We start from the raw sequence: 25,821 nt of genomic DNA on the forward strand, positions 1-25,821 counted from the left end.
AAAGCAGTCAGATTAGAATGAGGCGCTAAAACGTCAATCAAAAAAAAGAAATCGCTGTTTTTAATATACCTTCATGCAGCGAAGATCGTCCAAAAAAAGTGTTAGGAGAGGGGTCTCCTAACACTTTTTTATTGTTCATTAATCAATGAAAAGAGCCTCATGGCCGGTATATGGCAAGAATTTCTCAAATAGATCCGCTGTTTTCACCTTCATATAATTGGTGACAGACCCAGAACTACAGCCATACCATTCTCGTTCGGCTACTGATTTGTCGAAGACCAGCTGAATCTCGTGTTCTGGGTCCATCAATAAGCCGAAGATTGTTGCTGCACCAGGAATGACGCCTAAGCGTTCTTTCAGTAAATCCGCTGAAGCAAATGACACTCGGGGAATTTCTAATTTCTTACCGAAGTCCTTTGTGACGAACTTGAAGTCGGCTGGTGTAATGTACAGGTAAAACTTGGTTTTCTTTTGATTGCATAAAAAGATGGTTTTAACGACTTCGATCCCTAAACGATTATCGATATCGATACAGTCCTCCATCGTCAATGCTTCGCCCGTAGCCACTTGATAAAAAGGAATTTCAAGCTTTGCTAGTGTTTCGTAGGTCTTTTCCTCTAATTCAGATCCAAATTCGGTTGGTGGGGTAGTCTGCATCTCGCTAACGTAAACCATGACGGCCTCCTTGTTGTCTGTAATACATACTACGATACTATTTTTTAATCGAATCCACAATATATTTTCATTTATTTCTCTGATTGAGCCAAATCTTTCTTTACTAAACGATCAAGTATTACTTCAATATCCATGAAATCCGTAGTCGTGATATTCGAACGAATGATCACGGATTCTTGACCTTCAGAGATGAAATTTTTACAAGTCGGTGAGGTTCCGATGATTAGCTGAGCCTCTTGCGGTGTTTCCACGAAAGTTAGATGATATCGGTTTTTAAAGTGTAAATTGATCTTTTCTTGAATGAAAATGCTGAAGAGATCGCTATGTTCAGAAAACGCATACACCGAGATTTTCGGTAGGCAGTTTTCTAATGAATAGAGTGTTACACAGGTCAGGAACGAATAGACACGTAATTGACGATGATCATAACTTGGTATCGCTTGAATAAAGTCTTTCCAAAAAGCTTCAAAGCGTCGATAATAGTAAGGAAACTGCTGCTGTACGTGGTTTAACGCTACGCTGTTTCTAAGCTCATCAATCATTGGATCATTTAAACGGAAGAAAGACAACGCCGCATAATGCTGTTTGATTTTTCGACCAACAAATCTTTGCTCGCGACTGCTTAATTGTCGGAAATGAGCAGAAAAAGAGCCGATCCAATGGGCAGTAGCTTGATTGAAAAAAAGTTCTCTGGAAGAATTTTTCGGTTGAAGCTCAAAATCATTTAACAATGAGCTGTATATCGCATACAGGAAAAAACGCCATTCATTGGTGTTCCAAGTTTTTAAAAAGCCTGGTTTTTTCGGATATTTAAAGCGATTTAATCTTTCAAGTTCGATAGTGTTAAAAACGAGTTCCCCTTTTTTACTGAGAGATTTGTTCGTTATCAATAACCAAAAGCAGATCATCTCCAGATTTGTTGGGTTATGGGGAAGCTTTAAGTATTCTTCTATTTGATTCGCCTGTTGCGTATAGCTGTCAGTATTAATCCATTCTACTTGAGTGAATTGATGGTATAAACCGCGAACAAAGATATAATAAAAGCGGCGAATGTCCACTTCGCGTCCCTTCAGGCTGATCTTTGTCGAGCATGAGATGTAGAGGTTGTAATCCGTCAACTCTTTATTGATTTCTTTGATTTTTCGACGTAATTTTGATTCACTGATATTCTTATCCATACAGAATTGAATCGCAGAAATTTTCCGTCGAGTTAAAATGTCGCGAATGATTTCACAGGCGAGATCATGCTGATACAGGTAACTGGTTAAGGATTGGAGGTTAGTGGAGGAACGATCCAATTGTATTCCACGTCCATTATCCATGCGAAGCTTCAAAGAATAGTCCTTTTCTGTATAAAGCTCTTCAATGATAGACTGTAGCTCTTTGCAGTTCACACGAATCGTGCCGAGGCTGGCATAGCCAATTTTTTCCTGCAATTCCTTCAAAGAAATTGGCACTTGCAGACCATCTAATGTATCAATGATCTGAATTTTTAATAACGTATTCTTATCCATTCCCAGCATGAGTAATCCCTCCATTCTTATTTAATAAAAATTAATCGCATCATTTTATATAATAAATCGAAATATCATTTAATACAAATAATAACCTAATAAATGGCGAAAAATAAAGTCTTTTTCTAAAGAATTCATAAAAAACTCGCTTTTATTAAAAATAACTCAAGTTATATTATTTAAGTTTTCTTATCCTGTAAGGATATTTGGAAAAAATCATGACTTCTCGAACTTTTTATGAAAGCGGTCGTTTCCGCTTTTATTCTAAGGTATAATGAATCTAAAAGGAGTAAGGAGTCAGCGATGAAAATCTCAGAAATGAAAAATATTGGTGTAGTAAATGAGGAAAAGTTGGAGCAGGTAGGAATTACAACGCCGGATCAATTGCGGGAGTTAGGAACAGAGGCGGCATTTTTAAAGATTCGTCATCTAGTAGATGATGGGGCATGCTTGCATTTATTGTACGGACTAGAAGGAGCTATTCAGGATATTCCTAAGCGAGAATTAAGTGAGCGCCGAAAAGCAGAGCTGCGTGATTTCTTCAAAAAATTAGATTAGATTTTAGCGGCTTTGCTTGCTGCGAGAAATAATTCACGTTACACTAAATACAAAAAAGAAGGTGGCTTTTTGTATTTAATCGCATTAGTGATTTTTGTTATCCTTGTCGGCGCATATAATATTTTTATCAATCTTGCCCGCCGGAAAAAGAAGAATGTGACCCCTTTGATGGTGAACATTCAGGTAACGCTGAATTTGATTTTGATTGTAGCAGGTCTGATATACTTAATTTTTGGATAAAAAGAGAGGAAGACAGCTGTCGTTCCTCTTTTTTTAACGATAGATTTACACTAATTTTGACAGTAGTCATAAGTGCCCGCCGCCTTCTTAGCGAATGGAGACAATTTGGGCGCCAAAAGGCATCAGAGCTAAGCGAGCAAGCTTGAGGGATTGTGCAGCAAAGGGAATACCAATAATGGTGACACATAGCAAAGCAGCGCTGAATAGATGACCGATCGCCAAAGGAACCCCCGAAACAATCAACCAAATTATATTGACGATAAAGTTTACTCCCGTGGTGTGATACACGATATCCTTACCAAAGGGGGCAAAGCTCAGACTTGCAAACTTAAAGCATTGCAGTCCGATTGGAATACCGATAATGGTGATACACCATAAAATGCCGGCGAGACACCAAGTCAATCCACCGATCAAACCGCCGAAGATGAACCAAATGATATTTCCTATACAAGACATAAGTCATTCCTCCATTTTGTTTAAGTGTACCATTTTTAAGAAAAGTTACCTCCAACTTTAGATGGATTTCGATAATTTACGTTTTTTTAGAAAGGAGACAATCATGGCAGAAACATTTGAATTATACTCCGTGGATCAAAAAACAGTACTTCAGGGCTATCATTGGTCGTGCGAAGAACCACGAGCAGTCTTGCAATTGACGCATGGAATGGCTGAACATTTGAGGCGATACGAGCCATTGGCGAATTATTTGAATGACCACGGCATTGCAGTAATCGGTCACGACCATTTAGGACATGGTGCCTCTGTGAATGAGAACCCTCACGGCTATTTCCATGATGAGACGATCAAACATGGGTTGGTTCAGGACTTGTATCAAGTAAGCCAGTGGGGAAGAGCAAAATACCCAGAATTGCCTTTTTTTCTACTGGGGCACAGTATGGGCTCCTTTGTATTGAGAAATTATCTTTATGAATACGCTGATGAAATAGCAGGTGTGATTGTCGTCGGAACCGGTCAGCAGCCGATCTGGTTAACTCGTTTTGGTCGAACCTCTGCGAATCTGCTAAGTAAAATCCAAGGAGACAAGCATCCTAGTAAGTTGATCGATCAGCTTGCTTTCGGAAACATGAATCGCAGAATCACTCACAAACGAACCGATAAAGACTGGCTGGTCAGTCTATCAGAAGAGGTGGATAAGTATATCGCCGATCCCATGTGCGGCTTTTTATTCACACTAAGTGGCTATCAGGAGCTCTTTTCTTTGATTATTCGCGCGCAAGACCCGGAGCTTTTGAAAGAAGTCCCTAAAAAGCTGCCAATGCTCTTTTTATCTGGTAAAGAGGATCCTGTGGGTGATTACGGTAAAGGAGTAATGGCGGCAGCGAAATCATACCAGTTAGCTGGTGTAGAGAAGGTAACCGTTCAGCTATACGAAAAAGCTCGCCATGAGCTCTTAAATGAACCCCAAAAACTTACAGTTTTTCATGATATTTGCAAATGGATGGAAAATATTTTTGAAAAATGATATCATTGTAAAAATTTTAGGTAATTGAGGGATCATATGAAGGCAGAATTTTTGATTGATTATTGTCACCAAGAAGATTGGGCACCTCAGGGAGGTCATCGCCAATCACCTATCGATATCCAAACAACTCAAATTGAAAACAATGATACTCTTGCAACTATAGAAGTAAATTTTTCGGAATCCACTGCTACGTTTCTAAATAATGGGCAGAATCTGCAACTTTTGGCAGCGGGACAGGCATGTTTCAACCATCGCTTGTTTCAATTTGTCCAAGTCCATTTTCACGCAGACTCCGAGCACCGTCTCAATGGGAAGAGCTTTCCGTTGGAAGGGCACTTTCTTTTCCAAGCACCCAACGGTCAATTAGGTGTGATGGGGGTGTTCTACGAAATTGGCGTTTTTAACCCTGATTTTGAGCAAGTCTTGAATCAGTATGAGCAGGAAAAAGGGGAAGGGACCTTCTCTGTCTCAGAATTGATTCCTAAGGATAAAAGCTATTATCACTATATTGGTTCGTTAACGACTCCGCCTTTGACGGAAGGTGTAGAATGGTATGTCTTGAAAAACACGGTAGAAGTCTCTGAGGAGCAGGTTCAACGATTTATTTCTATTCATGGAAAAAATAATCGTGATTGCCAATGTATGAATGAGCGCAAAGTATTAAGCTATAACGAATAAAGTCGCCGCCAGATCATTCTGGCAGCGACTTTTTTTGCGGTTAAAAAGCTCAAGAGAGATAGTCGTTTAGTATATAAGCGACGCCAGCTTCTTCATTTGTTTTCGTTAGGGTATCAGCGATTTTCTTTACTGCAGGAGCAGCGTTTCCCATCGCGATACTCTTGCCGCTAAGCTTCAGCATCTCTAGATCGTTCTCCTGATCCCCAAAGGCCAGTACATCTGCGAGGTCGATGGTTAAATAGCTTGTTAAAAATTTGAGGGCAGCCCCTTTGTTTACTCCTTCAGCCATGACCTCCAGCCAATATTTATCGGAATAAGAGCTGTTAATTTGCTTTTTTTCTAATTGTGAACGCAGTTTTACTAATTTGCTAGTATCCCCATCAGTAAAGGCCAGCTTAAAATAGCTGATTTCTTCCTGTTCTATCTGTTCCAAAAGCTCCTCAACCTTTGATTCTTTCAAATTGAATTGCGCATAATAAGGACTGTTCACTTCATTCTTATCCTGGGCAAAGGAGATGCGGTCGTCTTGAGTCGCGCGACTTGCTACCACCGTCACCTCCGTTTTCATCGCAAGAGAAAACGCTGTGTTGACCGTTTCTGGAAGAATAGTATAGCTTTTTAATACATCTTGAATTTCTCCCTTTTCGATTCGGGCAACGTATGCGCCGTTGGAGGCTAAGGTGTAGCCACTAAGTTCTAACTCAGCAAAAACTTCTTTCGCTGATTGAATAGAACGGCCTGTTGCTAGTACAACAGTTCCTCCTTGACGATCAAATGCTTTTAACGCCTTCGCGTTTTCCTCTGATACGACACCCTCTCTGTTCAGTAAGGTGCCATCGAGATCTATTGCTGCTAATTTCATCTCTATCCGTCCTTTTTTTCATTAATCTAGTATAAGAGTAGTCCAATTTTCAGAAAATGAACAATTAAACGCTCATGTGATTACAAGTTCAAACTATATGCAAGAATTTAAAACTATTCTTTAGAAAAAATTAATAATTGTCAAGAAGATGCAAATGACAAGTCTTTTCATCGATTTTTTGAAGAAATGAGAGGGGTGTCAAAGCATTAATTTTGATTATTTTCCGTCAGGCGTCTAGTCTGGAATCTGTAAACAACTGTTATTAAACATATGAAAAAATGAGATAGGAGTGAAAGAATATGTTCTCAAAAATTGAGGAAATCCCTGTAGTCACAGCAGCTGACGAAAATTACGCTCCTTATCTGAGTGTAATGATTGCAACATTGCTGGACAATACTTCAAAAACTACACCAATTCGTTTCTTTATTATTGACGATGATCTTTCCGTTTCAAGTAAGAAAAAGTTAATCGAAACCGCCCACAAACATTCAGAGGCGGCTGTTATTCAATATGTGAAAGTCGATGAGGAAGTTTATGAAGACTTTTTAGTAAGCGACCATATTACAACGACTGCTTACTTCAGAATTTCCATGCCTAAGATGCTGGCTGGTAAAAATTATCGAAAAATTCTGTATATTGATTCGGATACATTGATTCTCGATGATATCCAGAAATTGTATCAACAAGAGTTAGATGGAAAAACGATCGGCGCTATTATTGATCCAGGTCAAACGAAAGCATTAGAACGTTTAGGTGTAGACTCCCAAGATTATTACTTTAATTCAGGCGTAATGGTCATTGACGTAGAGCGCTGGAACCAACAGCACATTACCGAAAAAACCATTGAGTATCTAAAAAAACATGGCGATAAGATTATCTACCATGACCAAGACGCGTTAAATGCGGTGCTGTATGAACAATGGCATCCATTCCATCCGCGCTGGAATATGCAATCGTCGCTTATTTTCGACAAGCATCCAGCACCAACAAAACACTACGATGATTTATATAAAGAAGGACGGGAAAATCCAGCCATCGTTCATTTCACAGGCCATGACAAGCCTTGGAACACGTTAGCAGGACATCCTTATCAGGATTTGTACATGGAGCTATTAAATAAAAGTATATTGATGAAGACGGTGAGGGTAAAATGATGAAAAAAGAGAAGATTACGGTAGTATCAAGCTGCAACGACGCATTCGCTGAACACGTATCTGCATTATTTGTTTCAGTCCTAGAAAATGCTGAGCAACCTACGGAAAATTTTGATTTTTACGTGATTGATGATGAGATCACGATTGCAAATAAACGCTTAATGCGAGAAACAATTAAAGGATACGATGCATCCTTGCACTTTATGACGATTGATAAAAAGTATTTTGCAGATGCGGTGGAGAGTGATCGTATCCCGGAAACCGCGTATTATCGCATCGCGATTCCAGAATTATTCCGAGACAAAGGTCTTGAAAGAATTCTCTATCTTGATTGTGACATGATCGCTTTGACGGATATTTCCGAGCTGTGGGAGGTTGATCTATCCGGTTATATCTTAGCTGCGGTAGAAGATGCTGGCTTCCATCATCGTCTAGAGAAAATGGCTGTCGCTTGTGACTCAACAAAATATTTCAATTCGGGCTTTATGCTGATCAACATGGAAAAATGGCTTTCGGAAAACGTGACGAAACGCGTCCTGCGGTACATTCACGACAATCCTGAAAAATTGAAATTCCATGATCAAGACGCATTAAATGCGATCCTCCACGATCAATGGCTGCAACTGCATCCAAAATGGAATGCCCAAAGCTATATCATGAAGCGTGAAGTTGAACATCCAGATCCAGAGGGGGAAAAGGAATATTTTCAAACCCGACGCGACCCTAAGATCATCCATTATTCTGGACATATCAAACCTTGGAGTAAAGAGTGTACCTCTTCGTTGAAAAAGTATTATGAAGAATACGAAGAATTAACGGCATTTACAGAGGATGATGAGGGTGAGAAGGCCTCGCTGAACACAGCTTCAACAAGAAAACTAGGCTAAAGAAGGAGCGCATTTATGAAGACTAAGATGAAAAGTAAGTGGGAACAACCAAAAAGTCGTTTTTCTACTAAGAATAAATCAAATAGAAAACAATCTACGCAAAAAAATAGCGCAGTTCGTTCATTGTTAATGAAGCTTCTGTCTGTTTTTATCATTGGTTTCATCACAAAGAAGCTTAACAATCGAAAAAATAAATAATTGATTGAGGCCTATCAGCGAAAGTCTGGTATGGCCCGATGAGATAGACAAGAGCCTTAGAAGAAAAATAATCTTCTAAGGCTTATTTTTTTGCTGTTATGGACGGCCCCGCTGATCACGAGGCTTGTGTTTGACTTGGGGTTCAAGCTCGTTGATCAATTTGGTCAAGATATGGTCGAATTGTTCCTTTTCCTCGTGACTTAAAACATCCAGTATAACGGGCTGGAAGTCATCGCTCTGTTGAGCGGCGATTTTTCCGCGAGCAGTCAAATGGATATTCATGACACGTCGATCTTCCTGCGATTTTTCACGTGTGATATAGTCTTTTTTTTCCAGTTTGCGAATCATTTCAGAGGCTGATTGTGGGCGCATATCGAGCTGGCTAACAAGCGCCTTTTGCGAGATCGTTCCATGTTCACGGATAATCGCTAAAATTTGGCTCTGACCACGATTCCGGTTTTCGAACTTGAAGGGACCACGAGCGTTTTCGCGGAAGAATTGCGTAAATAAGTCGTTCAAATCAAAGTATTTTTGGGTAACAGTTACATTTAATTCTTTTTCGTCCATGGATTCATAACTCCTATAAGCAGAATAGTAGGGATTGCTTCATCCTATATTTTATCAGGTTACCGAAATAAATTAAAGACATCCGCTGAACCGATGATTTTAAAATGAAAGAGAGAATAGTCGCTATTTATTTTTAAATAGAGAAAGGACCATATACATACGATAGCGAATATGCTATCATATGTATATGGATAAACCTCAGTTTGATTTCATTAGGAGAAAAGACGGAACAAGTGAATTTGAAGATTTTCTAAATTCGATACCTGAAAAAGATTCTGCTAAGTTGTTAGCGATAATCAGTAAAACAGAAGAGCATGGATTGCTGGTAGCGCAGAGAATGGAGTGGGTGAAAAAACTTGAGACGGATTTATACGAGTTGCGCTCAAAAGTCGGTAAGAACATTCAACGAGCGATTTATTTTCAGAAAATCGGGAATGAGTTTTTGATCACACATGGTTTTACTAAGAAACAGCAAAAGACACCGAGAACAGAGATAGAGCATGCAAAAAGTGTCAGAGCACAGTATGAGAAAGGAGAACTACGATGAGTAAGATTGATGACCTCATCAGTAAGAAGAAAGTGGAAAGCGCCACATTTGCTGATGAATATGAAAAAGAAGCACAACGTTTAGATATCGCTATTGCTTTGACGAAACTGCGAGAAGAACTAGGTGTGACGCAACGTGAATTAGCTGAGAAAGTCGGAAAGCCTCAATCAACGATTGCAAGAATTGAAAATGGCTCAATGAATCCCAGCCTAAATATTCTATATGAGATTGCAACAAAAGTTGGAAAAGAGCTGCATGTTGAGTTCAAATAGATTGAAGTGAATACAAAAGAATATTTCATGTAAGTGACCAAGCGAAGGATAGTATCGTTTGGTTTTTTTGCAGGTATCGGCAAACGTGCGAAACAGAAAACCAGCTGTTTTACGGAGGATGGAAGTTAAAAGTTATACGGAAAAATCTCTTCACTAGCGTTACAAAGTAGCTACTAAGCGTATTGAGTGTCTCAGATTATGAAGACCTTTTTAAGGAGAAAAGAGTGGTAAAACCAGCAAAGGTGATATAACCAATAGGGCTTGAACAAAGTGAGAACTGGCATCTTAAGTCACTAGCTAGTAGTGGAGCCTTGCAGCAAATTACTCTATTAAAGGGTGTTTACGTTATAAAAAATTAGAAATGAAAGTATCATCGTTATTTATTGAAAGCAAAAACTCGATTAAATCCTATTCATAGTCACAAGTCCTTTATGTTAATTTCAAATAAAACTTTTGGAATTGCAAAATCCGTAAAAAAGGGCTTATTTTAGTTGTGTAGAGCTCTCAGGTGAAAGTAATTATCAAAATGGAGGAGACCATGAAAGATTATGGCTTAACTCGGCAACAGCTGTTCCAGTTAACAAGAGGAACGTTGGAAAAACGGATAAATCATTATTTCAAAGAAACTCATGATAGCAATGGAACGATTCAATTCTTAGTTGCGTTGCAGGTAAGGGATGAATTGTGTGAAGGAGATTTTTCACTGCTGCTGAAGGATCTCGTGCAATACATTTTTTTGCATATGCGTTCAACGGCTTTGATGCGGCGTTTCTATGGGTATTTTGCCGAATACTTCGATAAAAAGGAATGGCGTCTGTTATCTGTAAAATTATTTCCAGCGAAAACATTTGTTTCTGACAAAATAAAAGCGCTTTATTCGCAATTGATTAAGGAACCATTCGCGAGAGTAGCGGAATCATGATGAGATAAAAAGTGCAATACACGAAAAAATCAGAAAGGAAGAAAGCGATGTTCACATTAGATGCAGAATTTGAAAATAGCGATGGCAAATCCCAGCATTTGCGAATTAAACACTTTGACCCTACGAAGACTGGGGAAGAAATAAAAGCCTCTTTAACAAAATTAACCAAGCTGAACCTATTTGAAAAAAAGGGTGTCGGCTTATTTAAGAAGGTCAAACATGCGACCTTGATTGAAACCATTGAGACAGAACTGTTTAATAAAACCCTTGATGAAGGATCAGAGACGGCTCAACTGGAGAAAGAAGGGACACAATTAACAGATATAGCGGAAGAAAGCCCACAGACGGTGGATTTTGTTGTTCGAGAAGAAAGGCTTGAGCCAGGAATGCTGATCCAGCAAATCGAATTGCCGGAAGAAATAGACCCAAGAGAAATGACACAGGAGCAAGCACTGTCTTTGATTTCAGCGTGCATGCCGGACACGTATACGTTGGAAAACATTCAGATAGAGGATGAGGAGAAGCCAGCGCGGATAATCTTGACAGAAAAGTTGAAGGAAAAAAATGTGTCATCCACACACATCCAGCAGACACTGCCTGCTGCCCCTTCGAGAAAGCGAAAGCGACTACTTGAGCGCATCCGAAAACGAGAATAGCGTGTAATGCTGAATTCTTATCGAAAATCCAACGTTGGGTGAGGAAGAAGGTGTGAAAAAGTCCTATCACATCTTCCGTTCTCGAATAATCGATGTTCCAGAAGTAGCTTCTTCTGGAATAAGCCGAAATTTCTTAAAACGGCTTACTTCTGTCATAAATGCTGATAGTAAAAAATTTTGTCCACTAGCACAGTGGGCTCTTTGTCGTGAATTGTGGCATAATTCGTTATCAAATAAGAAATTTTGTCAAGCAGATGAGTCTGAAATAGGCGCATCTGTTTTTGCTTTTTTTGAGATAATTTTGAAAGAAGAGGTGATAGTAGTGTTATTAAGGTTTTTTTGTCGAATTTTATCAAGTGATCAGGCACATGTTTTTTTGCTTTTTCTGAAGAGTGATACGATCAATTTAATCATTGAGAGAGATCTCAAAAACTTATTTTAAAGGGAGCGAACAACATGGGAAATCTATTGAAATTATTCGGTGTAGCGGCAACAACTTTTCTAGTCTTGGATTTATTCTGGCTACTTGTATTTGCGCGACGAATGTATCAGGATCATTTGGGGCATTTGATGGGACAGACAAAGATTGTACCCGCTGTGCTTTTCTATTTGCTTTACTTGATAGGAATTCTCTTTTTTATCGTTACTCCTGCTTTAGAAAAGGATAGTCTATTTTATGCGGTGGCCGCAGGAGGGTTCTTAGGGTTGTTATGTTACGGGACGTACGATTTGACCAATTTGGCGACTCTGAATAATTGGCCAGCCTTCATTACCGGTGTGGATTTAATTTGGGGTACAGCTGTTACAGCCGCAGTGTCAGGAGTCACTGTTTATGTAGCACAGCAGTTCAACTGGAGGTAACAGAAGATGGAAGTTCGTCAAACAAATTCAGTCATTGATCCGAAGAAATTACTTTTTGCTTTTCATCAAGGAGCGATCCAGCTAATCAATGAGAAGCAAGTCCTGAATCAGATAAATGTTTTTCCTGTTTCGGATGGGGACACCGGCAGCAACTTAGCATCACTGATGCAAACTATTTTGGAGGAGACATCCGAGGAAAGCAGTACGGTCGTTGAGGTTTTTGAGCAGGTAGCGGATGCTTCTTTGTTAGGAGCAAGAGGAAATTCAGGGATTATTTTTGCTCAATACTTTAATGGCATATACAATCATCTACTGCAGATGGAAGAGAAGGAGACTGTACAAAGTTTTGTTCAAAGTGTAAGATCAGCGATCACAGAGGCGTATCAAGCTATTGAACGACCAGTAGAAGGAACGATTATTACAGTGATCCGTTCTTGGGCGGAAGCTTTGGATGTCAGTGACTCCTTCGCTACTTTGGAGACATTATTGCCCCATGCCTTGATTAAGGCGAAGCAGGCGTTAGATAATACCACGAATCAATTGAAGATTCTGAAAAAAAATCAAGTCGTTGATGCGGGAGCGAAAGGCTTCTACCTATTTCTCGAAGGCTTCACAGAGGCTCTTGTGGCTAAAAAGCCGGCATTGCACTTAGTACAGTCTGCAATTAGTACGGTTTCTATCGAGCGATCGATGGAGACACATATGCATACTGAAGAGCCTGTTTATCGGTATTGTACAGAGATTCTACTCGATCATGTGACGTTGACTAAAGAAGAATTGCAGAATAATCTTCGCTCTTTTGGCGATTCATTGATTGTCGCAGTAAACCGAGGCAAGGCACGTGTGCATATTCATTCCAATCAACCTGCAGAGGTTTTAGGCTATTTAAGTAGTGTTGGAAAACCTATACAGCAAAAGGCGGATGATATGCTATTGCAATACCAAGTCAATCAGCGTCGAAAGGCCCCTATTGCGTTAGTGACTGATTCTATCGCAGATATTCCAGCGGAGTACCTGCTGGATCATCAAATTCACGTTTTACCAATGAATATCTTAATGGGCGATACTAGTTATATCGACAAGATTACCCTTCTAACGAAGCAATTTCTTACGCTGTCTAAGCAGACGGAAGAGCCTGCGACCAGTTCACAGCCAGCATTAAAAACTGTAGAGCAGCTTTTTTCTTTCCTGGAGACTCGGTATGAAGCAATCCTAGTAATTACTGTCGCAGGTAAATTAAGCGGGACCTATTTTACAGTGAAGGAAGCAGCCAAGCGGAAGCACGCAATCCCAATTGAGGTCATTGATTCTAGACAGAATTCTGCAGCGCAAGGCTTGTTAGTAATGCAGGCAAATGAATGGATTCAAGCAGGAATTCCCTTTAAGACGTTGAAGTCACGACTTGCAAAAAAAAGAGAAGAGATCGAGATTCTAGTAAGTGTAGATGACTTAAATCCCATGATCCGTTCTGGACGAATTCCTCAAGCAGTAGGCAGGGTCGCAAAAGGAATCAATTTGAAGCCGATCGTCAGCTTGGATGAGTATGGTGAAGGGAAATTGAGCAGCTTCGCCTTGAGTCGGCACGGAAACGAAAGAAAAATCTTCCGTAAATTGGTAAAGGTTAATAATGAGCACGGACTTAAGCGATATGCAATCATTCACGTGGGTAACGAAGACAAAGCCATTCTTTGGGGACGAAAACTTACTGAGCAGCTTGGATTTCCACCAAGCTTTATTACGGATAGCTCAACAGTAATTGCCATGAGCGCCGGAGAAGGAAGCATAGCGGTAGCGTATGAAATGGAAGGGGATGAAAAAGGATGATTGTTTGGTCAATAGTCGTCATTCTATTTATATATTTCACGGCCTTATTTTTTCTGGCACAGGCACTTCATAATAATTCTATCGTTGATTTGGCGTGGGGAATTGGTTTTGTCATTGTTGCGTTGGTGGGCTATTTATTGATGCCTGAGAAAACAACAGCGGCGGCTTTTGTGGTGATTCTTGTGACTGTTTGGGGGCTCAGACTGTTCTTTCATCTGGCGAAACGAAATATTGGAAAGCCGGAAGACTACCGATATGTGAATATGCGTAAACGGTGGGGGAAACGGTATGCCAAATTAAAAGCCTATCTCAATGTTTTTGTTTTGCAAGGGGTTCTTTTATGTGTGGTAGCACTACCGATTTTCTTAGTTGTGACTGGCTCAGAAAAAGCTTTTTATTGGTGGAACTGGCTAGGAATCATCGTCTGGGGGATCGGTTTTGCCTTTGAAACTATTGGAGATTATCAGTTAACGGTATTTAAACGTCATGCTGAAAAGGGAACACTGCTGACGACAGGTCTATGGTCTTTAACGAGACATCCAAATTATTTTGGAGAAGCATTGAGCTGGTGGGGAATTTTCTTGATCAGTTTGAATGAGCCACGCAACCTCTGGGGGATTATCGGTCCTGTCACAATTACGCTGTTATTGCTTTTTATTTCAGGTGTCCCACTGCTAGAAAAGAAAAATAAAGAGAAGCCCGGATATCAAACGTATGCGAATAAAACTCCGAAATTTGTCCCTTTCATTGGAAAAAAAGGGATTTAATTGGAGAAAAGCAGTCGAGATTATCGGCTGCTTTTCTACGTCCTTGGGCGGATGGTTCTTTTTATGATTTCAGGTATAGTTAGGGGGAAGGAAGGAGAGGACAATGAATGATGTTTCTAGGCTGCTTATTACTTGTTATTGCATTAATCGTTCTTTATTTTTTTCTACCGGGTGGTACTGCCTGGAAAAAGTATTTGGCGGAGGTTGAATCTTCTTTTCGACAGGAACCAGTTTCAGAGGAACCACAAATGATTACTGAAGAGGCGATAGCGGAGCTGCCGCCACTGCTGCAAAAATACCTCAGGAAGAATGGGTACGTGAATCAACCATTGATGCGGAACATGTTTATTCGCTTTGGGCATACGAGGTTTCGAATAGCTGCGGACAAGGCCCCGATCCCAATTGAGTTTTGTCAGGTTAATTTTGTCGAAAGACCCGATCGCTATGCCTTCTTGAAGGCGCGGATGTTTGGGCTTCCCATCCAAGTGACAGATCAAGTCCAGAATGGTCGCGGCGCGATGATCGGAGTGTTGGCAAAACATTTCAAATTATTTCACTCAACTGGACCGGAGATGGATCAGGGACAGCTGATTACGTCCTTGGCTGACGCAGTTTTTCTGCCAAGCCTATTTTTACAGGATTACGTGACGTGGCGTACCCATGACGAACGCACGATCGAAGGGACGATCAAATGGAATGGCGTGAACGCAAAAGGGCGGTTTACCTTTGATGATTCTGGGGACATTGTTCGCTTTGATACTGAGGATCGATACATGGACGAAAATGGAAAGGGCACCTCATTAATCCCTTGGTTTGTTCTGTATGAAAATTACGAAAGTGATCAACCGTACCGCAGACCTGGTTGTGTCAGTGTTAATTGGAGGCTGCCAGAAGGAATCGATAACTATTTTGTTAGCGATCAGATTGACGTGAAGTACTCAGTTGATGTAGCGGAAATAAAACAAGCGTAAACAGAACGAGGCATCACTCTCAATGACGAGAGTAATACCTCGTTTTTTGTACTTTCTTTCAAGGAAATTCGCATAAAACCAGAATATTCCTAGAAATTATTTTTAGTGTCCTTTATGCTTTTCGCGTTTTTTGACTTGCCTTTGCTGAAAACGAGCTTCTGCATCTGCTATTTTTTTCTGCCGACGCCGAACTTTGCTTTCACTTTTAGCCTCTGCTCTCAAATCGCTGATAGCCTGCTGCGCTTTGGTCGAAACCACTGGCTGCCGCTTTTCACGATTGATTAATCGTTGCATTCGCTTCGGATTCACTTTTTTCTCCGGCTTTTTTTCAGAAGAAACAGTTCCTGACTGCGATAATAATTTAGGCAAGCGCGTCGCGATAAATGCGAAAATATCCGCATCCTTTGGCTCTGGACCAAAGACATATCGAATGGCTTGGTAATGACCGTCGAATTCAGCTTCCACCAAGCCGCACCAAAAACTGCCATCGAAGTAGATCGTCAACTTCATGATGACACCTCCCTTAAATGAATTTCAAGCAAGGGACAACCCGGGAGGGCAGGTTACTGACATTTTCATGCGGCGGACTACCAACCACCATGTGTTTTTATGCTTGTCTTTAGTTTACTAGCTTTGAGAAGAAATACAAGCGTGTCAATAAAGCTGATGAATAGCTATTTGACATTTCATTCCAGGGTCATTACTCTATAGATAGTTTAGTAAACAGTAAAAAGACAGGAGGGTATATATGGCTAGCATCAGAGACATTGCTAAATTAGCCGGGGTTTCAGCCGCGAGTGTTTCTAGAATCCTCAATAATGATGAAACGTTTAGTATTAACGAAAATACACGTAAACGAGTAATTGAAATAGCGACTAGCTTGAATTATTCGAAAAACGAAAATAGAAAAAATCGAGACGTGGGGGATAAGAACACGATTGCTCTTATAACACGTCATCAAATAGATGATGAAAAAAGTGACCCCTATTTTATGTTTATCCGAAAAGGCGTGGAGTCGGAGGCAAAAAAATGGCGCTTAAAAACCTTTCGGGCATTTTCAATGCGCGATAAAAAGAAAGAAGTTTACCAGCTAAAAAAATATGGTGCCGTAGTAATTATTGGAGAGATGACGTTAGCTGCCTTGAAGGAAATCCAAAAGATTAATGATAATATTGTATTAATTGATTCCTATTCAGAATATGCGGAGTTTGATTGTGTTCAAACGGATTTTGCCCAAAAAACACATGAAATTCTTGACTTATTAAAGAGCAAGGGGCATAAAAATATCGCCTTTGTCGGCGGCTTGGGAAGTAAGGTCGCTCTTGACGGAGAGGTCGTCTATTATAAAGAGGAGATTCGTGCTGAAAATTATCGACAATGGATGATTTTAAACCATCTTGATGAATATACAAATGTACTACAGGGGGAATGGTCTCCAGATACTGGGCTAGAGCTTGGCAATCAGATAGTGCAGATGGAGCCGAGACCGACCGCTATCGTGGTAGCCAGCGATCCTATGGCTGTCGGTGTCTACAAAGCAATAACAAATGCGGGGTTGTCTATTCCTGACGATATTTCAATTATTAGTTTTGATGATATTGAGATGGCAAAGTTCATGTCACCATCTTTATCTACGGTGAAATTAAATGCAGAAGAAGTGGGGAAAATTGGTGTAGAGTTAGTTCGTGGAAAATTATTGAATGTTAGAGCAATGCCCGTCCGAGTCATTTGTACAAGCGAGTTAGTGCTCCGTGACTCAGTAAAAGATATCGCGGATAAAGAAGTTTGAGGTTCTTTCAAACTTTTTTATTTTTTTACTTGTGTAAACGTTAACTAAACAACTATACTGATGTTAGTAAACGTTTACATACTAATAAAGGAGTGTTTTAAATGAAGTTCTTAGATAAAATGGCCGCAAAAATTGTTCCATTAGCACAAATTATTGCTGACAACAAGTTCTTATTAAGTCTTCGTGATGGCTTTATGGTAGCGTTTCCCGCGACCATGTTCGCCTCCATCATGATCATTATTCAAAATTTTCCGACAACCTTTGGCTTTGCCGATAAGCTGCCGGAAGGCGTCAATGTTTTTTTGAATGATTTTTTTGGTCCAGTCGGAAATGCGACAATGAGTGTTGGAACGCTCTTTATCGTTTTTGGTATCGGATATCAGCTCGCAGATAAATTCGGACAGCCGAAGTTATTTGCAGGAGCAATTTCGTTATCTTCTTTCTTGATGTTGTTGCCATTCAGTAGCCAGGAGAAATTAGGGACAGTCATTCCAATATCAAAATTAGGTGCGGAAGGTATGTTTGTTGGTATCGTGACAGCAATGATTGCGACGATTATTTATTCAAGAATCAGCGCGGCAGGAATCACTATCAAAATGCCGGATTCTGTTCCTCCAATGATTGCACAATCATTTGTAGCGATTATCCCAGGGGCGGTCCCACTATTCATTTTTAATATTATCCGCTATTTGTTTACCTTTACAGAATGGGGCAACGCAGTTGATTTTGTTTATCAAATTCTTCAAAAACCATTGATGGGGCTTGGAGGTACACTACCAGCAGTGTTGATTGCTGTATTCTGTATGCAATTTTTCTGGTGGTTTGGGATTCATGGAACGTTGGTTGTCAATGCCGTAATCGATCCAATTATGAACGCTTTAGCTATTGAGAACTATGAAGCATATAAAGCGGGGGCTTCTGAGCTTCCTCATATTATTAATACGACTTTTATGGGGGTATTTGTCAATCAGGGCTTACAATTAGGCATTTCGATCACCATGGCCTTTTTCATTGCGCGTTCTATTCGAATGAAGAAGTTAATGAAGACAATTATTGCGCCGTCAATTTTTAATGTATCTGAACCAATGACCTTTGGGCTGCCAATTGTAATGAACCCAATTGCCTTTATTCCATGGATACTTGCGCCATTGGCATCAACGACGATTTCTTATCTTGCTATTTATATGGGACTTGTTCCCAGACCGATTGGCGCTACAGTTGTGTGGACCACTCCAGTATTTCTTTCTGGTTGGATAGGGACTGGCTCAATAGCGGGGGCTATTTTACAAGCAGTAACATTAGCTGTGATGGTTCTAATTTGGGTACCTTTCCTTGTTGTGATGGATAGGGAGTACTTGAAAGAAGAGAAAGACCTGGAAATGACCCACTCTGCGGCAGAGTAAGGGGAGGAATGAGCGTTGAGAATCGATACACTAAGTTATAAATACCAGATAGACGTAAGCAAGCAGCGAGTATATGAGGTTATTCGAAAAGAGCAGGAAACTTATTTCCGCTCAAAGGGTTACGTAGGAAAAGGGCTAAATGAAGGAGCGGCAGTTACTCTCTCTATGCCTTCAAAGCTTGGAGCAACGAGCATTCCTGCCTCTATTCAATTATCAAAGCTTAATGAGAATGAAATTGAATTACTCACTTCTCATAGCAAAGGAACAATCACTCAAAAATATCGGATAGATGAGCGTTCCGATTCTAAGACACAGGTGATATATACCGAAAAGAACGCGTTTACCCATGCTAGAAACCAGTATAGTTTTATCTTTCTAGCTTTTGTGTACAAATTCTTTTATAACAGAGGGATGAAAAAGAGGATGGTTTACCTAGAAAAACAATGTTATGAAAAAGAGGATGATGCAAAGTGATTGAACTTCTGAGTAAAAACATGTTTCATCTGCGAAATGAAAAGATTAGTTATGTGATCAATGTTTTGCCAAATGGTCACCTAGGACATGTCTATTTTGGAAGAAGTCTGGGAAAGATTACCATTGAGGACATTCAATACATGGCATCAACAGAAAGCAAGTCTGCCGGGACGGTCAAGTTCAGTCCGGCAATTCCGAATTTTAGCTTACAAGATCAATATCAGGAAGTCCCTGTTTATGGAACCTCGGATTTTAAAGAAGGCATACTGAAGGTTTCAGAGGAACAGGAGTGCTTATATTTAGACTTCCAATATGTTTCTCATACAATAAAAAAGAAAAAACAAAGAGAGTTGGGCGTTCCAGCAACATTTGCGGAAGAGGGGCAGGTTGAAAGTATAACGTTTTGTCTTGAGGATTCTTTCAATCAGTTAAGGTTAGAAGTGACTTACTCAATATTTGAAAACCAAGGAACCGTTTCTCGCGGGCAAAAGCTTACCAATCTTGGAGCAAACAAGCGACAGGTTCTTCGATTTTTAAGTGGCGCTTTAGACATGAAAAATCAGCAGTTTGAGTTTCTTCATCTTTCTGGCGCCTGGCTAAAAGAACGACACATAAAGCGACACTCTTTAGAACAAGGGACGGTTAGTATTGGTTCGTTAAAAGGGGCGTCCAGTCATCAGCATAATCCTTTTGTCGCCCTACTGCCAGAATGTTCTTCTAATAATCAAGGCGATGTGTATGCAGCGAATTTGATATATTCGGGAAATTTCTTAGCACAAACAGAGGTTGATGAATGGAACAACATACGCATGATGCTAGGGATTCATCCGAGTTCATTCTCTTGGGAGTTAGCGCAGAATGAAACGTTTGAGACGCCGGAGCTGTTATTGCATTATTCAGCGGAGGGCTTGAACGGTCTTATGCACGAGACTGGCCAATTTATTGAGAAGCACGTCATCAATCCGACCTGGTACCAAAAGAAACGACCTGTGGTTCTTAATAATTGGGAAGCAACATACTTTGATTTCGATCAGGATAAATTACTAGCTTTAGCTGATAAAGGAAAAAAATTAGGTATCGATTGTTTTGTTGTCGATGACGGCTGGTTTGGAGAGCGCGACAATGATCGGGTTTCGCTTGGTGATTGGGATGAAAATCCAAGAAAGTTCTCAAAAGGAATAGCCGCATTTTCAGAGAGTATTCATCATTTAGGATTGCAATTTGGCCTTTGGTTTGAACCAGAAATGGTTTCGCCAATCAGCGACTTATACAACACTCACCCTGAATGGGTGGTAAGACACACGGATTCTTCACGGGTGGCTATTGGCAGAGGTCAGTATGTTCTTGATTTCTCCAATCCAGAGGTGGTGGAAAACATTTACCAGCAAATGAGAAAAATTATTTCTTCGACAAAATTGGACTATATCAAGTGGGATATGAATCGTAACATTACTCAAGCCTATTCGACGTATTTAAAACAGCAGGGAATCCATCAGTCAGAATTTTTCCACCGCTATATACTGGGTGTTTATCGCCTGTACGAAAGGATATTATCAGAGTTTCCACATGTTTTAATTGAAGGCTGTGCCGGAGGAGGCGGACGATATGATCTTGGAATCCTCTTTTATAGCCCTCAGATTTGGCCAAGTGATGACAGTGATCCAGTCGAGCGTTTAGCCATTCAATCAGGAACGTTATTAGGGTATCCTTTATCATCATTTAGCAACCATGTTTCAGCTGCGCCTAATCATCAAGTCCATCGTCACACTTCTTTAGAGATGCGAACGAATGCAGCACTGTTTGGCCCTTTAGGCTATGAGCTGAATTTGTTTGAGCTTTCTACTGAAGAACAGGCACAGATAAAAAAAGATATCTCCTTTTATAAAAAGAATCAAAGACTGCTAACTTTCGGTAGGTTTTACCAGCTGACGGACATTCTCGATCGTCCCAATGAATATGGCTGGGCAGTTTTCGATGAAAAGAACGGCAAAGGGATGATTGGTTTCTACCGTATTTTAACTGAAGCGAACAGCAGTAATCGAGAGTTCATGAAGCTCCCATTTCTAAAAGAGACTGAAAGCTACCTCGTAAATGGTGAAAAGCTATCCGGTAGTGTGTTGAAAAGAATGGGGATTAGAAAGCCGTATCAATTTAATAGTGTTAATAAGGATAAAGCACAAGTGATGGGAGATTATCAATCATTTATTTATGAGCTGCAAAGGGATGAATGAGAGAAATTTTTTTCTACTTCTTCAGCTTTAGTGTCGTATTCCATAAGTTGACCTTCATGATTTTTATCGTGAAGGTTAATTTTTATCCTTTATCGAGAAGAAACGTTATTCTTATAAGGTTTATCTCTATAAGTATGGTTTGTACAATAGTATGACTGGATTTTTATTTATAAAAGTATAGACATATAATAACTTAGTCTATATAATGTAAATAAATCGAAGGGAAGAGAAAATATGATTGGTGCAATTGAAGCAGGTGGAACAAAAATAATTTGTGGGATCGCAGAAGAGAATAATGTAACCGAAATCATTGCTGAGCAGATAGTCAAAACGGGTGACCCAGTAAACAATATCGAACAAATTATTCGATTTTTTCCGGAGCATCCGGTAGATGCAATTGGTGTCGGGTCTTTTGGCCCAATAGATGTCGATCGCGACTCAAAGACATATGGGTATATCACCAATACGCCCAAAACAGCATGGAAAAACGTCGATTTCTTAGGAGCTTTAAAAGACTTGGAAAGCCCAATTTATTGGACGACTGATGTCAATGCTGCGGCGTTCGGTGAAATGTGTTATGGCGCGGCTAGACGGACTAATAATTCAGTTTATCTTACTGTTGGAACTGGTGTCGGCGGCGGAGTAATTTTAAATAAGGAGCTCTTACCTGGCAAGAAGCATCTTGAAATCGGGCACATCTCTGTTGCTAGAAAAAAAGGGGATCACTTTAAGGGCGTATGTCCCTACCACGAAAATTGTTTGGAGGGACTCATTTCGGGACCAGCGATCTATCAAAGATCGGGCAAGAATGGGGAAGAATTGAACCAAGAGGCATCTGTTTGGGATACGGTGGCGTATTATCTTACTGAATCCTGTGTGAATTATGCCTTGTCCTTTGCTCCTGAACGAATTGTTTTGGGTGGTGGCGTGATGCATCAAAAACATTTATTTCCGCTTATTCATAAGTACTATGCCCAACTTATGAATGAGTATTTACCAACAAAAGACATCGAACAGTTTATTGTTCCCAGCAAGTTGAATAATCGGGCAGGAATGATTGGCGGATTAGCGTTAGCCAAGAAAATTTTAGGAGGCGAATAATTGATGGATATCAAATTTCCAACGAACTTTTGGTGGGGAGCCGCTACCTCAGGACCCCAATCAGAAGGACGCTTTAACAAGGAACATGCCAATATGTTTGACTATTGGTATGATACAGAACCAGAAGCTTTTTATGATCAAGTAGGTCCTAATCTTGCATCTAACTTTTTTAATGACTATGAAAAAGACATACGATTAATGAAGGAGATCGGATTGAACTCTATTCGGACGTCTATTCAGTGGACACGCTTGATTGATGATTTCGAAACCGCTACGTTAAACGAAGAAAATGTTCAATTCTATAACAACGTGATCGACGAATGCTTAAAATATGGGATCAAGCCGATAATCAACCTGCATCATTTCGACTTGCCAGTGGAGCTCTATCATAAGTATGGGGGATGGGAGTCCAAGCATGTTGTGGATTTGTTTGTAAAGTTCGCTGAACAATGCTTCAAATTATTTAGTGATCGGGTAACAGATTGGTTTACATTCAATGAACCAATGGTGATTGTAGAAGGGGAGTACTTGCACCAGTTTCATTATCCCAATCTAGTGGATGGTAAAAAAGCTGTTCAAGTTGCCTATAATATTCAGTTAGCTTCGTCTAAGGCAATTGCTAGTTTTAGAAAAATAAATCAGAACAAAGCAGGACGGATTGGGATCATTTTGAATTTAACTCCAGCTTATCCAGCGACGCAAAAAAACTCTGATCTAGCAGCCGCAAAATTTGCGGATTTATGGCTCAACCAACTGTATATGAATGCTTCGACTTTGGGAGAATTTCCAGCGGAATTGACTGAGACACTGGAAAAAGACGGTGTTCTTTGGGAGACTAGCGACGAAGAGCTGGCTGTCATAAGAAACAACACGATTGACTATTTAGGGGTAAATTTTTATCATCCACATCGTGTAAAGGCACCAGAGGTTTCGCCCGACAGTCTCGCAGTGGATTGGCTGCCTGAAAAATATTTTGAAGAGTACGAAATGCCGGGAAGACGGATGAATGTGGATAAGGGCTGGGAAATTTATCCTAAAGCGCTTTATGATATTGCCATCAATATTCGTGACAACTATAACAATATTGAATGGTTTGTTTCAGAGAATGGCATGGGGGTTTCTCGAGAGGAACGCTATTTGAACAGCCAGGGAATGATTGAAGATGATTATCGCATTCAATTTATCCAAGAGCATCTTTATTGGCTACATAAGGGAATGGAAGAAGGCTCTAATTGCTTCGGGTATCATTTATGGACACCAATCGATTGCTGGTCCTGGAAAAATGCTTATCGCAACCGCTATGGTTTTATTTCTACAGATATCAGAACACAGAAAAAAACCATAAAGAAATCGGGGTATTGGTTTAAAACGGTTGCGGCTACTAATAAGGTGGCGCTTGAAAAAGATATCGTTAAAATTTTAACTAAACAGGAGGATTAGGAAAGATGAAAACAATTATGTTAGTTTGTTCGGCAGGGATGAGTACAAGTTTATTGGTGACAAAGATGGAGGCGGCAGCTAAAGATGAGAATTTTGATGCAGATATTTTCGCGGTTTCCGCTACGGAAGCTAACGGTGTTTTAGCTGAAAAGAATGTGGATGTTCTGTTATTGGGTCCGCAAGTGCGCTTCATGTTAAAACAATTTGAGGAGAAGGTTGCGTCTAAAAATATTCCAGTAGCGGTCATTGATATGGCTGATTATGGAATGATGAATGGTCAAAAGGTCTTGCAAGAAGCAAAACAACTAATGAATCAATAAGGGGGGATAGGCAATGGAACAAGAAAATTTGGAAGCGATTATGGGGTTGATCGTCCATTCAGGAAATGCCAAAAGTGATGCGGTTGAAGCGATACAGGCTGCTAAGCAGCTGGATTTCAATGAGTCGGAAGCGAAGATTACGGCAGCAGAGAAGGCGTTGACAGAAGCTCATCACGCGCAAACAGGATTGCTGACTCAAGAAGCTCAGGGAAACAACATGGCAATTACACTTTTAGCTGTCCATAGTCAAGATCACCTGATGACTGCCATCGCATTCACTGATTTAGCGAAGGAGATAGTTGATATCTATAAAAGAATTGGTTAGCAAAAGAGAACAGTTGGTAAAGTGAGGGATGAACCTTTGAGGTTTGTTCCTCTTACTATATCGATATAGTAAGCGTTTGCTAAAAGTCGTAGAACGAAATGAATAGCCTGTCTCAAACCATTCATTTTTAGCTGTTGTGTGTTGGAGACGATAGATTTTTACAAACATATTTAAAAGGAGAATGGAAGATGAATCTTTTTGTTATTGATATTGGCGGCTCAACGATTAAGTATGCGGAATGGAATGGCGAGACATTAGAGGGCAAAAGGAGTCTTCCCACGCCTAAAACATGGGAAGGCATGAAACAGCAATTTGTCTCGGAGCTAAAAAAATCTACATGGAAGTTTTCAGGCGTGGCGATCAGCTCCCCTGGTTCGGTAGATACAAAGACTGGGATCATTTATGGTTTGAGTGCGATTGAGTATATTCATCGATTTGAGATTAGAAAGGAACTGGAGGCACTTTTCGGCCTTCGTGTTTCTATTCAAAACGATGCGAATTGTGCGGCTTTAGCTGAGGTTTGGAAAGGAAATGCCGCGGAGGTATCCAATAGTGCCTTTCTTATTATTGGCTCAGGAGTAGGGGGCGCGATCGTTTTAGATAAAAAATTATTTCCAGGACCCCATTTATTCGGCGGAGAGTTCGGCTTTATGATTTTAAACGAGAAGCAGCAGACACTCAGTGAACTGGCTAGTCCCGTAACTTTAGCTAGAAACTATTCTCTTGAAAAGGGGACGGGGGAAAGCTATGACGCAGTCCATCTATTTGATGCGGTTCAAGAGGATCTAGCCCAAAAGTATGTCAATCAGTTTTATCGCGCATTAGCAATAGGGGCTTTTAATGTGCTAGTGAGTATTGATGTTGAACGATTGTTAATCGGTGGAGGTATTTCGAGAAGACCTGGTGTCATCGAACGTCTTAGAAAAGAGGTCAAGGAGCTGTTAAATACTAAAAAAGCTCAAGATTTAACTGCTGAAATTATGACATGTAAATACTTCAACGAGGCAAATTTAATTGGAGCTGTTTATCAATTTATGCTGGAATCAACCAAATGATCGTAATAAGATAAATTAATTCCTTTTCACATGACTAAATAGTGTAA

Annotated in this window: 31 protein-coding genes; 25 read left to right on the plus strand and 6 right to left on the minus strand. The window is 40.1% G+C overall.

The features are described from left to right. Window positions 1-138: 138 nt before the first annotated feature. Complete coding sequence (locus J9537_RS19475; RefSeq protein ID WP_028020677.1) at window positions 139-675, minus strand: prolyl-tRNA synthetase associated domain-containing protein; 537 nt, start codon at window positions 673-675, stop codon at window positions 139-141. A gap of 71 nt (window positions 676-746) precedes the next feature. Then, window positions 747-2,198 (minus strand): helix-turn-helix domain-containing protein, encoded by a 1,452-nt coding sequence (locus J9537_RS19480; RefSeq protein WP_028020676.1) that lies wholly within the window; start codon window positions 2,196-2,198, stop codon window positions 747-749. Between the two features lie 294 nt (window positions 2,199-2,492). Between J9537_RS19480 and J9537_RS19485 the strand changes: the two genes are divergently transcribed. Continuing rightward, window positions 2,493-2,747 (plus strand): TfoX/Sxy family protein, encoded by a 255-nt coding sequence (locus J9537_RS19485; protein WP_010743792.1) that lies wholly within the window; start codon window positions 2,493-2,495, stop codon window positions 2,745-2,747. 69 nt (window positions 2,748-2,816) lie between these two features. After that, window positions 2,817-2,987 (plus strand): hypothetical protein, encoded by a 171-nt coding sequence (locus J9537_RS19490; RefSeq protein WP_187373419.1) that lies wholly within the window; start codon window positions 2,817-2,819, stop codon window positions 2,985-2,987. A gap of 87 nt (window positions 2,988-3,074) precedes the next feature. On the opposite strand, the gene J9537_RS19495 is transcribed toward J9537_RS19490, so the two are convergent. Next, window positions 3,075-3,443, minus strand: a complete 369-nt coding sequence (locus J9537_RS19495; RefSeq protein ID WP_028020675.1) for a YccF domain-containing protein — start codon at window positions 3,441-3,443, stop codon at window positions 3,075-3,077. A 103-nt stretch (window positions 3,444-3,546) separates the two neighbouring features. Between J9537_RS19495 and J9537_RS19500 the strand changes: the two genes are divergently transcribed. Both J9537_RS19500 and J9537_RS19505 read left to right on the plus strand, forming a co-directional pair. Beyond that, a complete protein-coding gene (locus J9537_RS19500; protein WP_028020674.1) occupies window positions 3,547-4,470 on the plus strand; it encodes an alpha/beta fold hydrolase in 924 nt (307 codons plus the stop codon). A 36-nt stretch (window positions 4,471-4,506) separates the two neighbouring features. Next, entirely contained in the window at window positions 4,507-5,148 is a 642-nt protein-coding gene (locus J9537_RS19505) for a carbonic anhydrase family protein (protein ID WP_028020673.1), read from the plus strand. Window positions 5,149-5,197: 49 nt separating this feature from the next. Here the strand turns inward: J9537_RS19505 and J9537_RS19510 are convergent, their stop codons facing one another. Further along, complete coding sequence (locus tag J9537_RS19510) at window positions 5,198-6,010, minus strand: Cof-type HAD-IIB family hydrolase (protein ID WP_028020672.1); 813 nt, start codon at window positions 6,008-6,010, stop codon at window positions 5,198-5,200. Between the two features lie 299 nt (window positions 6,011-6,309). Between J9537_RS19510 and J9537_RS19515 the strand changes: the two genes are divergently transcribed. Genes J9537_RS19515 through J9537_RS19525 form a run of 3 tightly spaced genes read left to right on the plus strand, consistent with a single transcriptional unit; the run spans window position 6,310 to window position 8,249 of the window. Continuing rightward, window positions 6,310-7,164: a glycosyltransferase family 8 protein gene (locus J9537_RS19515; RefSeq protein ID WP_028020671.1), complete on the plus strand. Its 855-nt coding sequence runs from the start codon at window positions 6,310-6,312 to the stop codon at window positions 7,162-7,164. After that, complete coding sequence (locus tag J9537_RS19520) at window positions 7,164-8,051, plus strand: glycosyltransferase family 8 protein (protein ID WP_148405783.1); 888 nt, start codon at window positions 7,164-7,166, stop codon at window positions 8,049-8,051. Before J9537_RS19515 ends, J9537_RS19520 begins: the two co-directional genes overlap by 1 nt. Window positions 8,052-8,066: 15 nt before the next feature. After that, entirely contained in the window at window positions 8,067-8,249 is a 183-nt protein-coding gene (locus J9537_RS19525) for a hypothetical protein (RefSeq protein ID WP_028020669.1), read from the plus strand. A 96-nt stretch (window positions 8,250-8,345) separates the two neighbouring features. On the opposite strand, the gene J9537_RS19530 is transcribed toward J9537_RS19525, so the two are convergent. Next, window positions 8,346-8,816: a MarR family winged helix-turn-helix transcriptional regulator gene (locus J9537_RS19530; RefSeq protein ID WP_028020668.1), complete on the minus strand. Its 471-nt coding sequence runs from the start codon at window positions 8,814-8,816 to the stop codon at window positions 8,346-8,348. 187 nt (window positions 8,817-9,003) lie between these two features. Here J9537_RS19530 and J9537_RS19535 point away from each other — a divergent pair, with 187 nt between their 5' ends. The 9 genes from J9537_RS19535 to J9537_RS19575 all read left to right on the plus strand — a co-directional run bounded on the left by J9537_RS19535 (window position 9,004) and on the right by J9537_RS19575 (window position 15,636). Beyond that, a complete protein-coding gene (locus J9537_RS19535; protein ID WP_028020667.1) occupies window positions 9,004-9,363 on the plus strand; it encodes a type II toxin-antitoxin system RelE/ParE family toxin in 360 nt (119 codons plus the stop codon). Beyond that, window positions 9,360-9,635, plus strand: coding sequence for a helix-turn-helix domain-containing protein (locus J9537_RS19540; protein ID WP_028020666.1), 276 nt, complete (start codon window positions 9,360-9,362; stop codon window positions 9,633-9,635). The genes J9537_RS19535 and J9537_RS19540 overlap by 4 nt, the downstream gene beginning before the upstream one ends. Before the next feature lie 538 nt (window positions 9,636-10,173). Then, the gene (locus J9537_RS19545; RefSeq protein WP_010743781.1) at window positions 10,174-10,557 is read left to right on the plus strand and encodes a hypothetical protein; all 384 of its coding nucleotides are present in this window, start codon (window positions 10,174-10,176) and stop codon (window positions 10,555-10,557) included. A gap of 47 nt (window positions 10,558-10,604) precedes the next feature. After that, complete coding sequence (locus J9537_RS19550) at window positions 10,605-11,213, plus strand: DUF2922 domain-containing protein (protein ID WP_028020665.1); 609 nt, start codon at window positions 10,605-10,607, stop codon at window positions 11,211-11,213. A gap of 52 nt (window positions 11,214-11,265) precedes the next feature. Next, the gene (locus J9537_RS19555) at window positions 11,266-11,655 is read left to right on the plus strand and encodes a hypothetical protein (protein ID WP_028020664.1); all 390 of its coding nucleotides are present in this window, start codon (window positions 11,266-11,268) and stop codon (window positions 11,653-11,655) included. A gap of 14 nt (window positions 11,656-11,669) precedes the next feature. Further along, entirely contained in the window at window positions 11,670-12,074 is a 405-nt protein-coding gene (locus tag J9537_RS19560) for a DUF2177 family protein (RefSeq protein WP_028020663.1), read from the plus strand. A 6-nt stretch (window positions 12,075-12,080) separates the two neighbouring features. Next, the gene (locus J9537_RS19565; RefSeq protein WP_028020662.1) at window positions 12,081-13,898 is read left to right on the plus strand and encodes a DegV family EDD domain-containing protein; all 1,818 of its coding nucleotides are present in this window, start codon (window positions 12,081-12,083) and stop codon (window positions 13,896-13,898) included. After that, window positions 13,895-14,665, plus strand: coding sequence for a DUF1295 domain-containing protein (locus J9537_RS19570; protein WP_028020661.1), 771 nt, complete (start codon window positions 13,895-13,897; stop codon window positions 14,663-14,665). Before J9537_RS19565 ends, J9537_RS19570 begins: the two co-directional genes overlap by 4 nt. Window positions 14,666-14,772: 107 nt before the next feature. Beyond that, window positions 14,773-15,636 carry a DUF6544 family protein gene (locus tag J9537_RS19575; protein ID WP_028020660.1) on the plus strand — a complete coding sequence of 288 codons (864 nt, stop codon included), beginning with the start codon at window positions 14,773-14,775 and terminating at the stop codon, window positions 15,634-15,636. 102 nt (window positions 15,637-15,738) lie between these two features. Here the strand turns inward: J9537_RS19575 and J9537_RS19580 are convergent, their stop codons facing one another. Further along, a complete protein-coding gene (locus J9537_RS19580) occupies window positions 15,739-16,146 on the minus strand; it encodes a YjdF family protein (protein WP_028020659.1) in 408 nt (135 codons plus the stop codon). A gap of 238 nt (window positions 16,147-16,384) precedes the next feature. On the opposite strand from J9537_RS19580, the gene J9537_RS19585 reads away from it, so the two are divergent. The 9 genes from J9537_RS19585 to J9537_RS19625 all read left to right on the plus strand — a co-directional run bounded on the left by J9537_RS19585 (window position 16,385) and on the right by J9537_RS19625 (window position 25,774). Then, the gene (locus J9537_RS19585; RefSeq protein ID WP_028020658.1) at window positions 16,385-17,425 is read left to right on the plus strand and encodes a LacI family DNA-binding transcriptional regulator; all 1,041 of its coding nucleotides are present in this window, start codon (window positions 16,385-16,387) and stop codon (window positions 17,423-17,425) included. A 101-nt stretch (window positions 17,426-17,526) separates the two neighbouring features. Next, window positions 17,527-18,828, plus strand: coding sequence for a PTS sugar transporter subunit IIC (locus tag J9537_RS19590; protein ID WP_028020657.1), 1,302 nt, complete (start codon window positions 17,527-17,529; stop codon window positions 18,826-18,828). 15 nt (window positions 18,829-18,843) lie between these two features. Continuing rightward, on the plus strand, window positions 18,844-19,302 hold the full coding sequence (locus J9537_RS19595; RefSeq protein ID WP_028020656.1) for a hypothetical protein: 459 nt from the start codon (window positions 18,844-18,846) through the stop codon (window positions 19,300-19,302). Next, the gene (locus J9537_RS19600; protein ID WP_028020655.1) at window positions 19,299-21,533 is read left to right on the plus strand and encodes an alpha-galactosidase; all 2,235 of its coding nucleotides are present in this window, start codon (window positions 19,299-19,301) and stop codon (window positions 21,531-21,533) included. Before J9537_RS19595 ends, J9537_RS19600 begins: the two co-directional genes overlap by 4 nt. Window positions 21,534-21,767: 234 nt before the next feature. Then, complete coding sequence (locus tag J9537_RS19605) at window positions 21,768-22,634, plus strand: ROK family protein (RefSeq protein WP_218257456.1); 867 nt, start codon at window positions 21,768-21,770, stop codon at window positions 22,632-22,634. 3 nt (window positions 22,635-22,637) lie between these two features. Further along, window positions 22,638-24,074: a glycoside hydrolase family 1 protein gene (locus J9537_RS19610; RefSeq protein WP_028020653.1), complete on the plus strand. Its 1,437-nt coding sequence runs from the start codon at window positions 22,638-22,640 to the stop codon at window positions 24,072-24,074. A 5-nt stretch (window positions 24,075-24,079) separates the two neighbouring features. Next, window positions 24,080-24,394: a PTS sugar transporter subunit IIB gene (locus tag J9537_RS19615; protein ID WP_028020652.1), complete on the plus strand. Its 315-nt coding sequence runs from the start codon at window positions 24,080-24,082 to the stop codon at window positions 24,392-24,394. 13 nt (window positions 24,395-24,407) lie between these two features. Further along, the gene (locus J9537_RS19620) at window positions 24,408-24,719 is read left to right on the plus strand and encodes a PTS lactose/cellobiose transporter subunit IIA (RefSeq protein ID WP_028020651.1); all 312 of its coding nucleotides are present in this window, start codon (window positions 24,408-24,410) and stop codon (window positions 24,717-24,719) included. A 188-nt stretch (window positions 24,720-24,907) separates the two neighbouring features. Then, on the plus strand, window positions 24,908-25,774 hold the full coding sequence (locus J9537_RS19625) for an ROK family protein (RefSeq protein WP_028020650.1): 867 nt from the start codon (window positions 24,908-24,910) through the stop codon (window positions 25,772-25,774). Window positions 25,775-25,821 lie beyond the last annotated feature (47 nt).

It is taken from the genome of Enterococcus raffinosus, from assembly GCF_019175485.1.
Taxonomy (GTDB): domain Bacteria; phylum Bacillota; class Bacilli; order Lactobacillales; family Enterococcaceae; genus Enterococcus_A; species Enterococcus_A raffinosus.

Excerpts from the sequence above, each read along its gene's own strand:
- J9537_RS19475 (WP_028020677.1), bottom strand. The coding sequence starts at position 675 with ATGGTTTACGTTAGCGAGATGCAGACTACCCCACCAACCGAATTTGGA.
- J9537_RS19480 (WP_028020676.1), bottom strand. The coding sequence starts at position 2,198 with ATGCTGGGAATGGATAAGAATACGTTATTAAAAATTCAGATCATTGAT.
- J9537_RS19485 (WP_010743792.1), top strand. The coding sequence starts at position 2,493 with ATGAAAATCTCAGAAATGAAAAATATTGGTGTAGTAAATGAGGAAAAG.
- J9537_RS19495 (WP_028020675.1), bottom strand. The coding sequence starts at position 3,443 with ATGTCTTGTATAGGAAATATCATTTGGTTCATCTTCGGCGGTTTGATC.
- J9537_RS19500 (WP_028020674.1), top strand. The coding sequence starts at position 3,547 with ATGGCAGAAACATTTGAATTATACTCCGTGGATCAAAAAACAGTACTT.
- J9537_RS19505 (WP_028020673.1), top strand. The coding sequence starts at position 4,507 with ATGAAGGCAGAATTTTTGATTGATTATTGTCACCAAGAAGATTGGGCA.
- J9537_RS19510 (WP_028020672.1), bottom strand. The coding sequence starts at position 6,010 with ATGAAATTAGCAGCAATAGATCTCGATGGCACCTTACTGAACAGAGAG.
- J9537_RS19515 (WP_028020671.1), top strand. The coding sequence starts at position 6,310 with ATGTTCTCAAAAATTGAGGAAATCCCTGTAGTCACAGCAGCTGACGAA.
- J9537_RS19520 (WP_148405783.1), top strand. The coding sequence starts at position 7,164 with ATGAAAAAAGAGAAGATTACGGTAGTATCAAGCTGCAACGACGCATTC.
- J9537_RS19525 (WP_028020669.1), top strand. The coding sequence starts at position 8,067 with ATGAAGACTAAGATGAAAAGTAAGTGGGAACAACCAAAAAGTCGTTTT.
- J9537_RS19530 (WP_028020668.1), bottom strand. The coding sequence starts at position 8,816 with ATGGACGAAAAAGAATTAAATGTAACTGTTACCCAAAAATACTTTGAT.
- J9537_RS19535 (WP_028020667.1), top strand. The coding sequence starts at position 9,004 with ATGGATAAACCTCAGTTTGATTTCATTAGGAGAAAAGACGGAACAAGT.
- J9537_RS19540 (WP_028020666.1), top strand. The coding sequence starts at position 9,360 with ATGAGTAAGATTGATGACCTCATCAGTAAGAAGAAAGTGGAAAGCGCC.
- J9537_RS19545 (WP_010743781.1), top strand. The coding sequence starts at position 10,174 with ATGAAAGATTATGGCTTAACTCGGCAACAGCTGTTCCAGTTAACAAGA.
- J9537_RS19550 (WP_028020665.1), top strand. The coding sequence starts at position 10,605 with ATGTTCACATTAGATGCAGAATTTGAAAATAGCGATGGCAAATCCCAG.
- J9537_RS19560 (WP_028020663.1), top strand. The coding sequence starts at position 11,670 with ATGGGAAATCTATTGAAATTATTCGGTGTAGCGGCAACAACTTTTCTA.
- J9537_RS19565 (WP_028020662.1), top strand. The coding sequence starts at position 12,081 with ATGGAAGTTCGTCAAACAAATTCAGTCATTGATCCGAAGAAATTACTT.
- J9537_RS19570 (WP_028020661.1), top strand. The coding sequence starts at position 13,895 with ATGATTGTTTGGTCAATAGTCGTCATTCTATTTATATATTTCACGGCC.
- J9537_RS19575 (WP_028020660.1), top strand. The coding sequence starts at position 14,773 with ATGATGTTTCTAGGCTGCTTATTACTTGTTATTGCATTAATCGTTCTT.
- J9537_RS19580 (WP_028020659.1), bottom strand. The coding sequence starts at position 16,146 with ATGAAGTTGACGATCTACTTCGATGGCAGTTTTTGGTGCGGCTTGGTG.
- J9537_RS19585 (WP_028020658.1), top strand. The coding sequence starts at position 16,385 with ATGGCTAGCATCAGAGACATTGCTAAATTAGCCGGGGTTTCAGCCGCG.
- J9537_RS19590 (WP_028020657.1), top strand. The coding sequence starts at position 17,527 with ATGAAGTTCTTAGATAAAATGGCCGCAAAAATTGTTCCATTAGCACAA.
- J9537_RS19605 (WP_218257456.1), top strand. The coding sequence starts at position 21,768 with ATGATTGGTGCAATTGAAGCAGGTGGAACAAAAATAATTTGTGGGATC.
- J9537_RS19610 (WP_028020653.1), top strand. The coding sequence starts at position 22,638 with ATGGATATCAAATTTCCAACGAACTTTTGGTGGGGAGCCGCTACCTCA.
- J9537_RS19615 (WP_028020652.1), top strand. The coding sequence starts at position 24,080 with ATGAAAACAATTATGTTAGTTTGTTCGGCAGGGATGAGTACAAGTTTA.
- J9537_RS19620 (WP_028020651.1), top strand. The coding sequence starts at position 24,408 with ATGGAACAAGAAAATTTGGAAGCGATTATGGGGTTGATCGTCCATTCA.
- J9537_RS19625 (WP_028020650.1), top strand. The coding sequence starts at position 24,908 with ATGAATCTTTTTGTTATTGATATTGGCGGCTCAACGATTAAGTATGCG.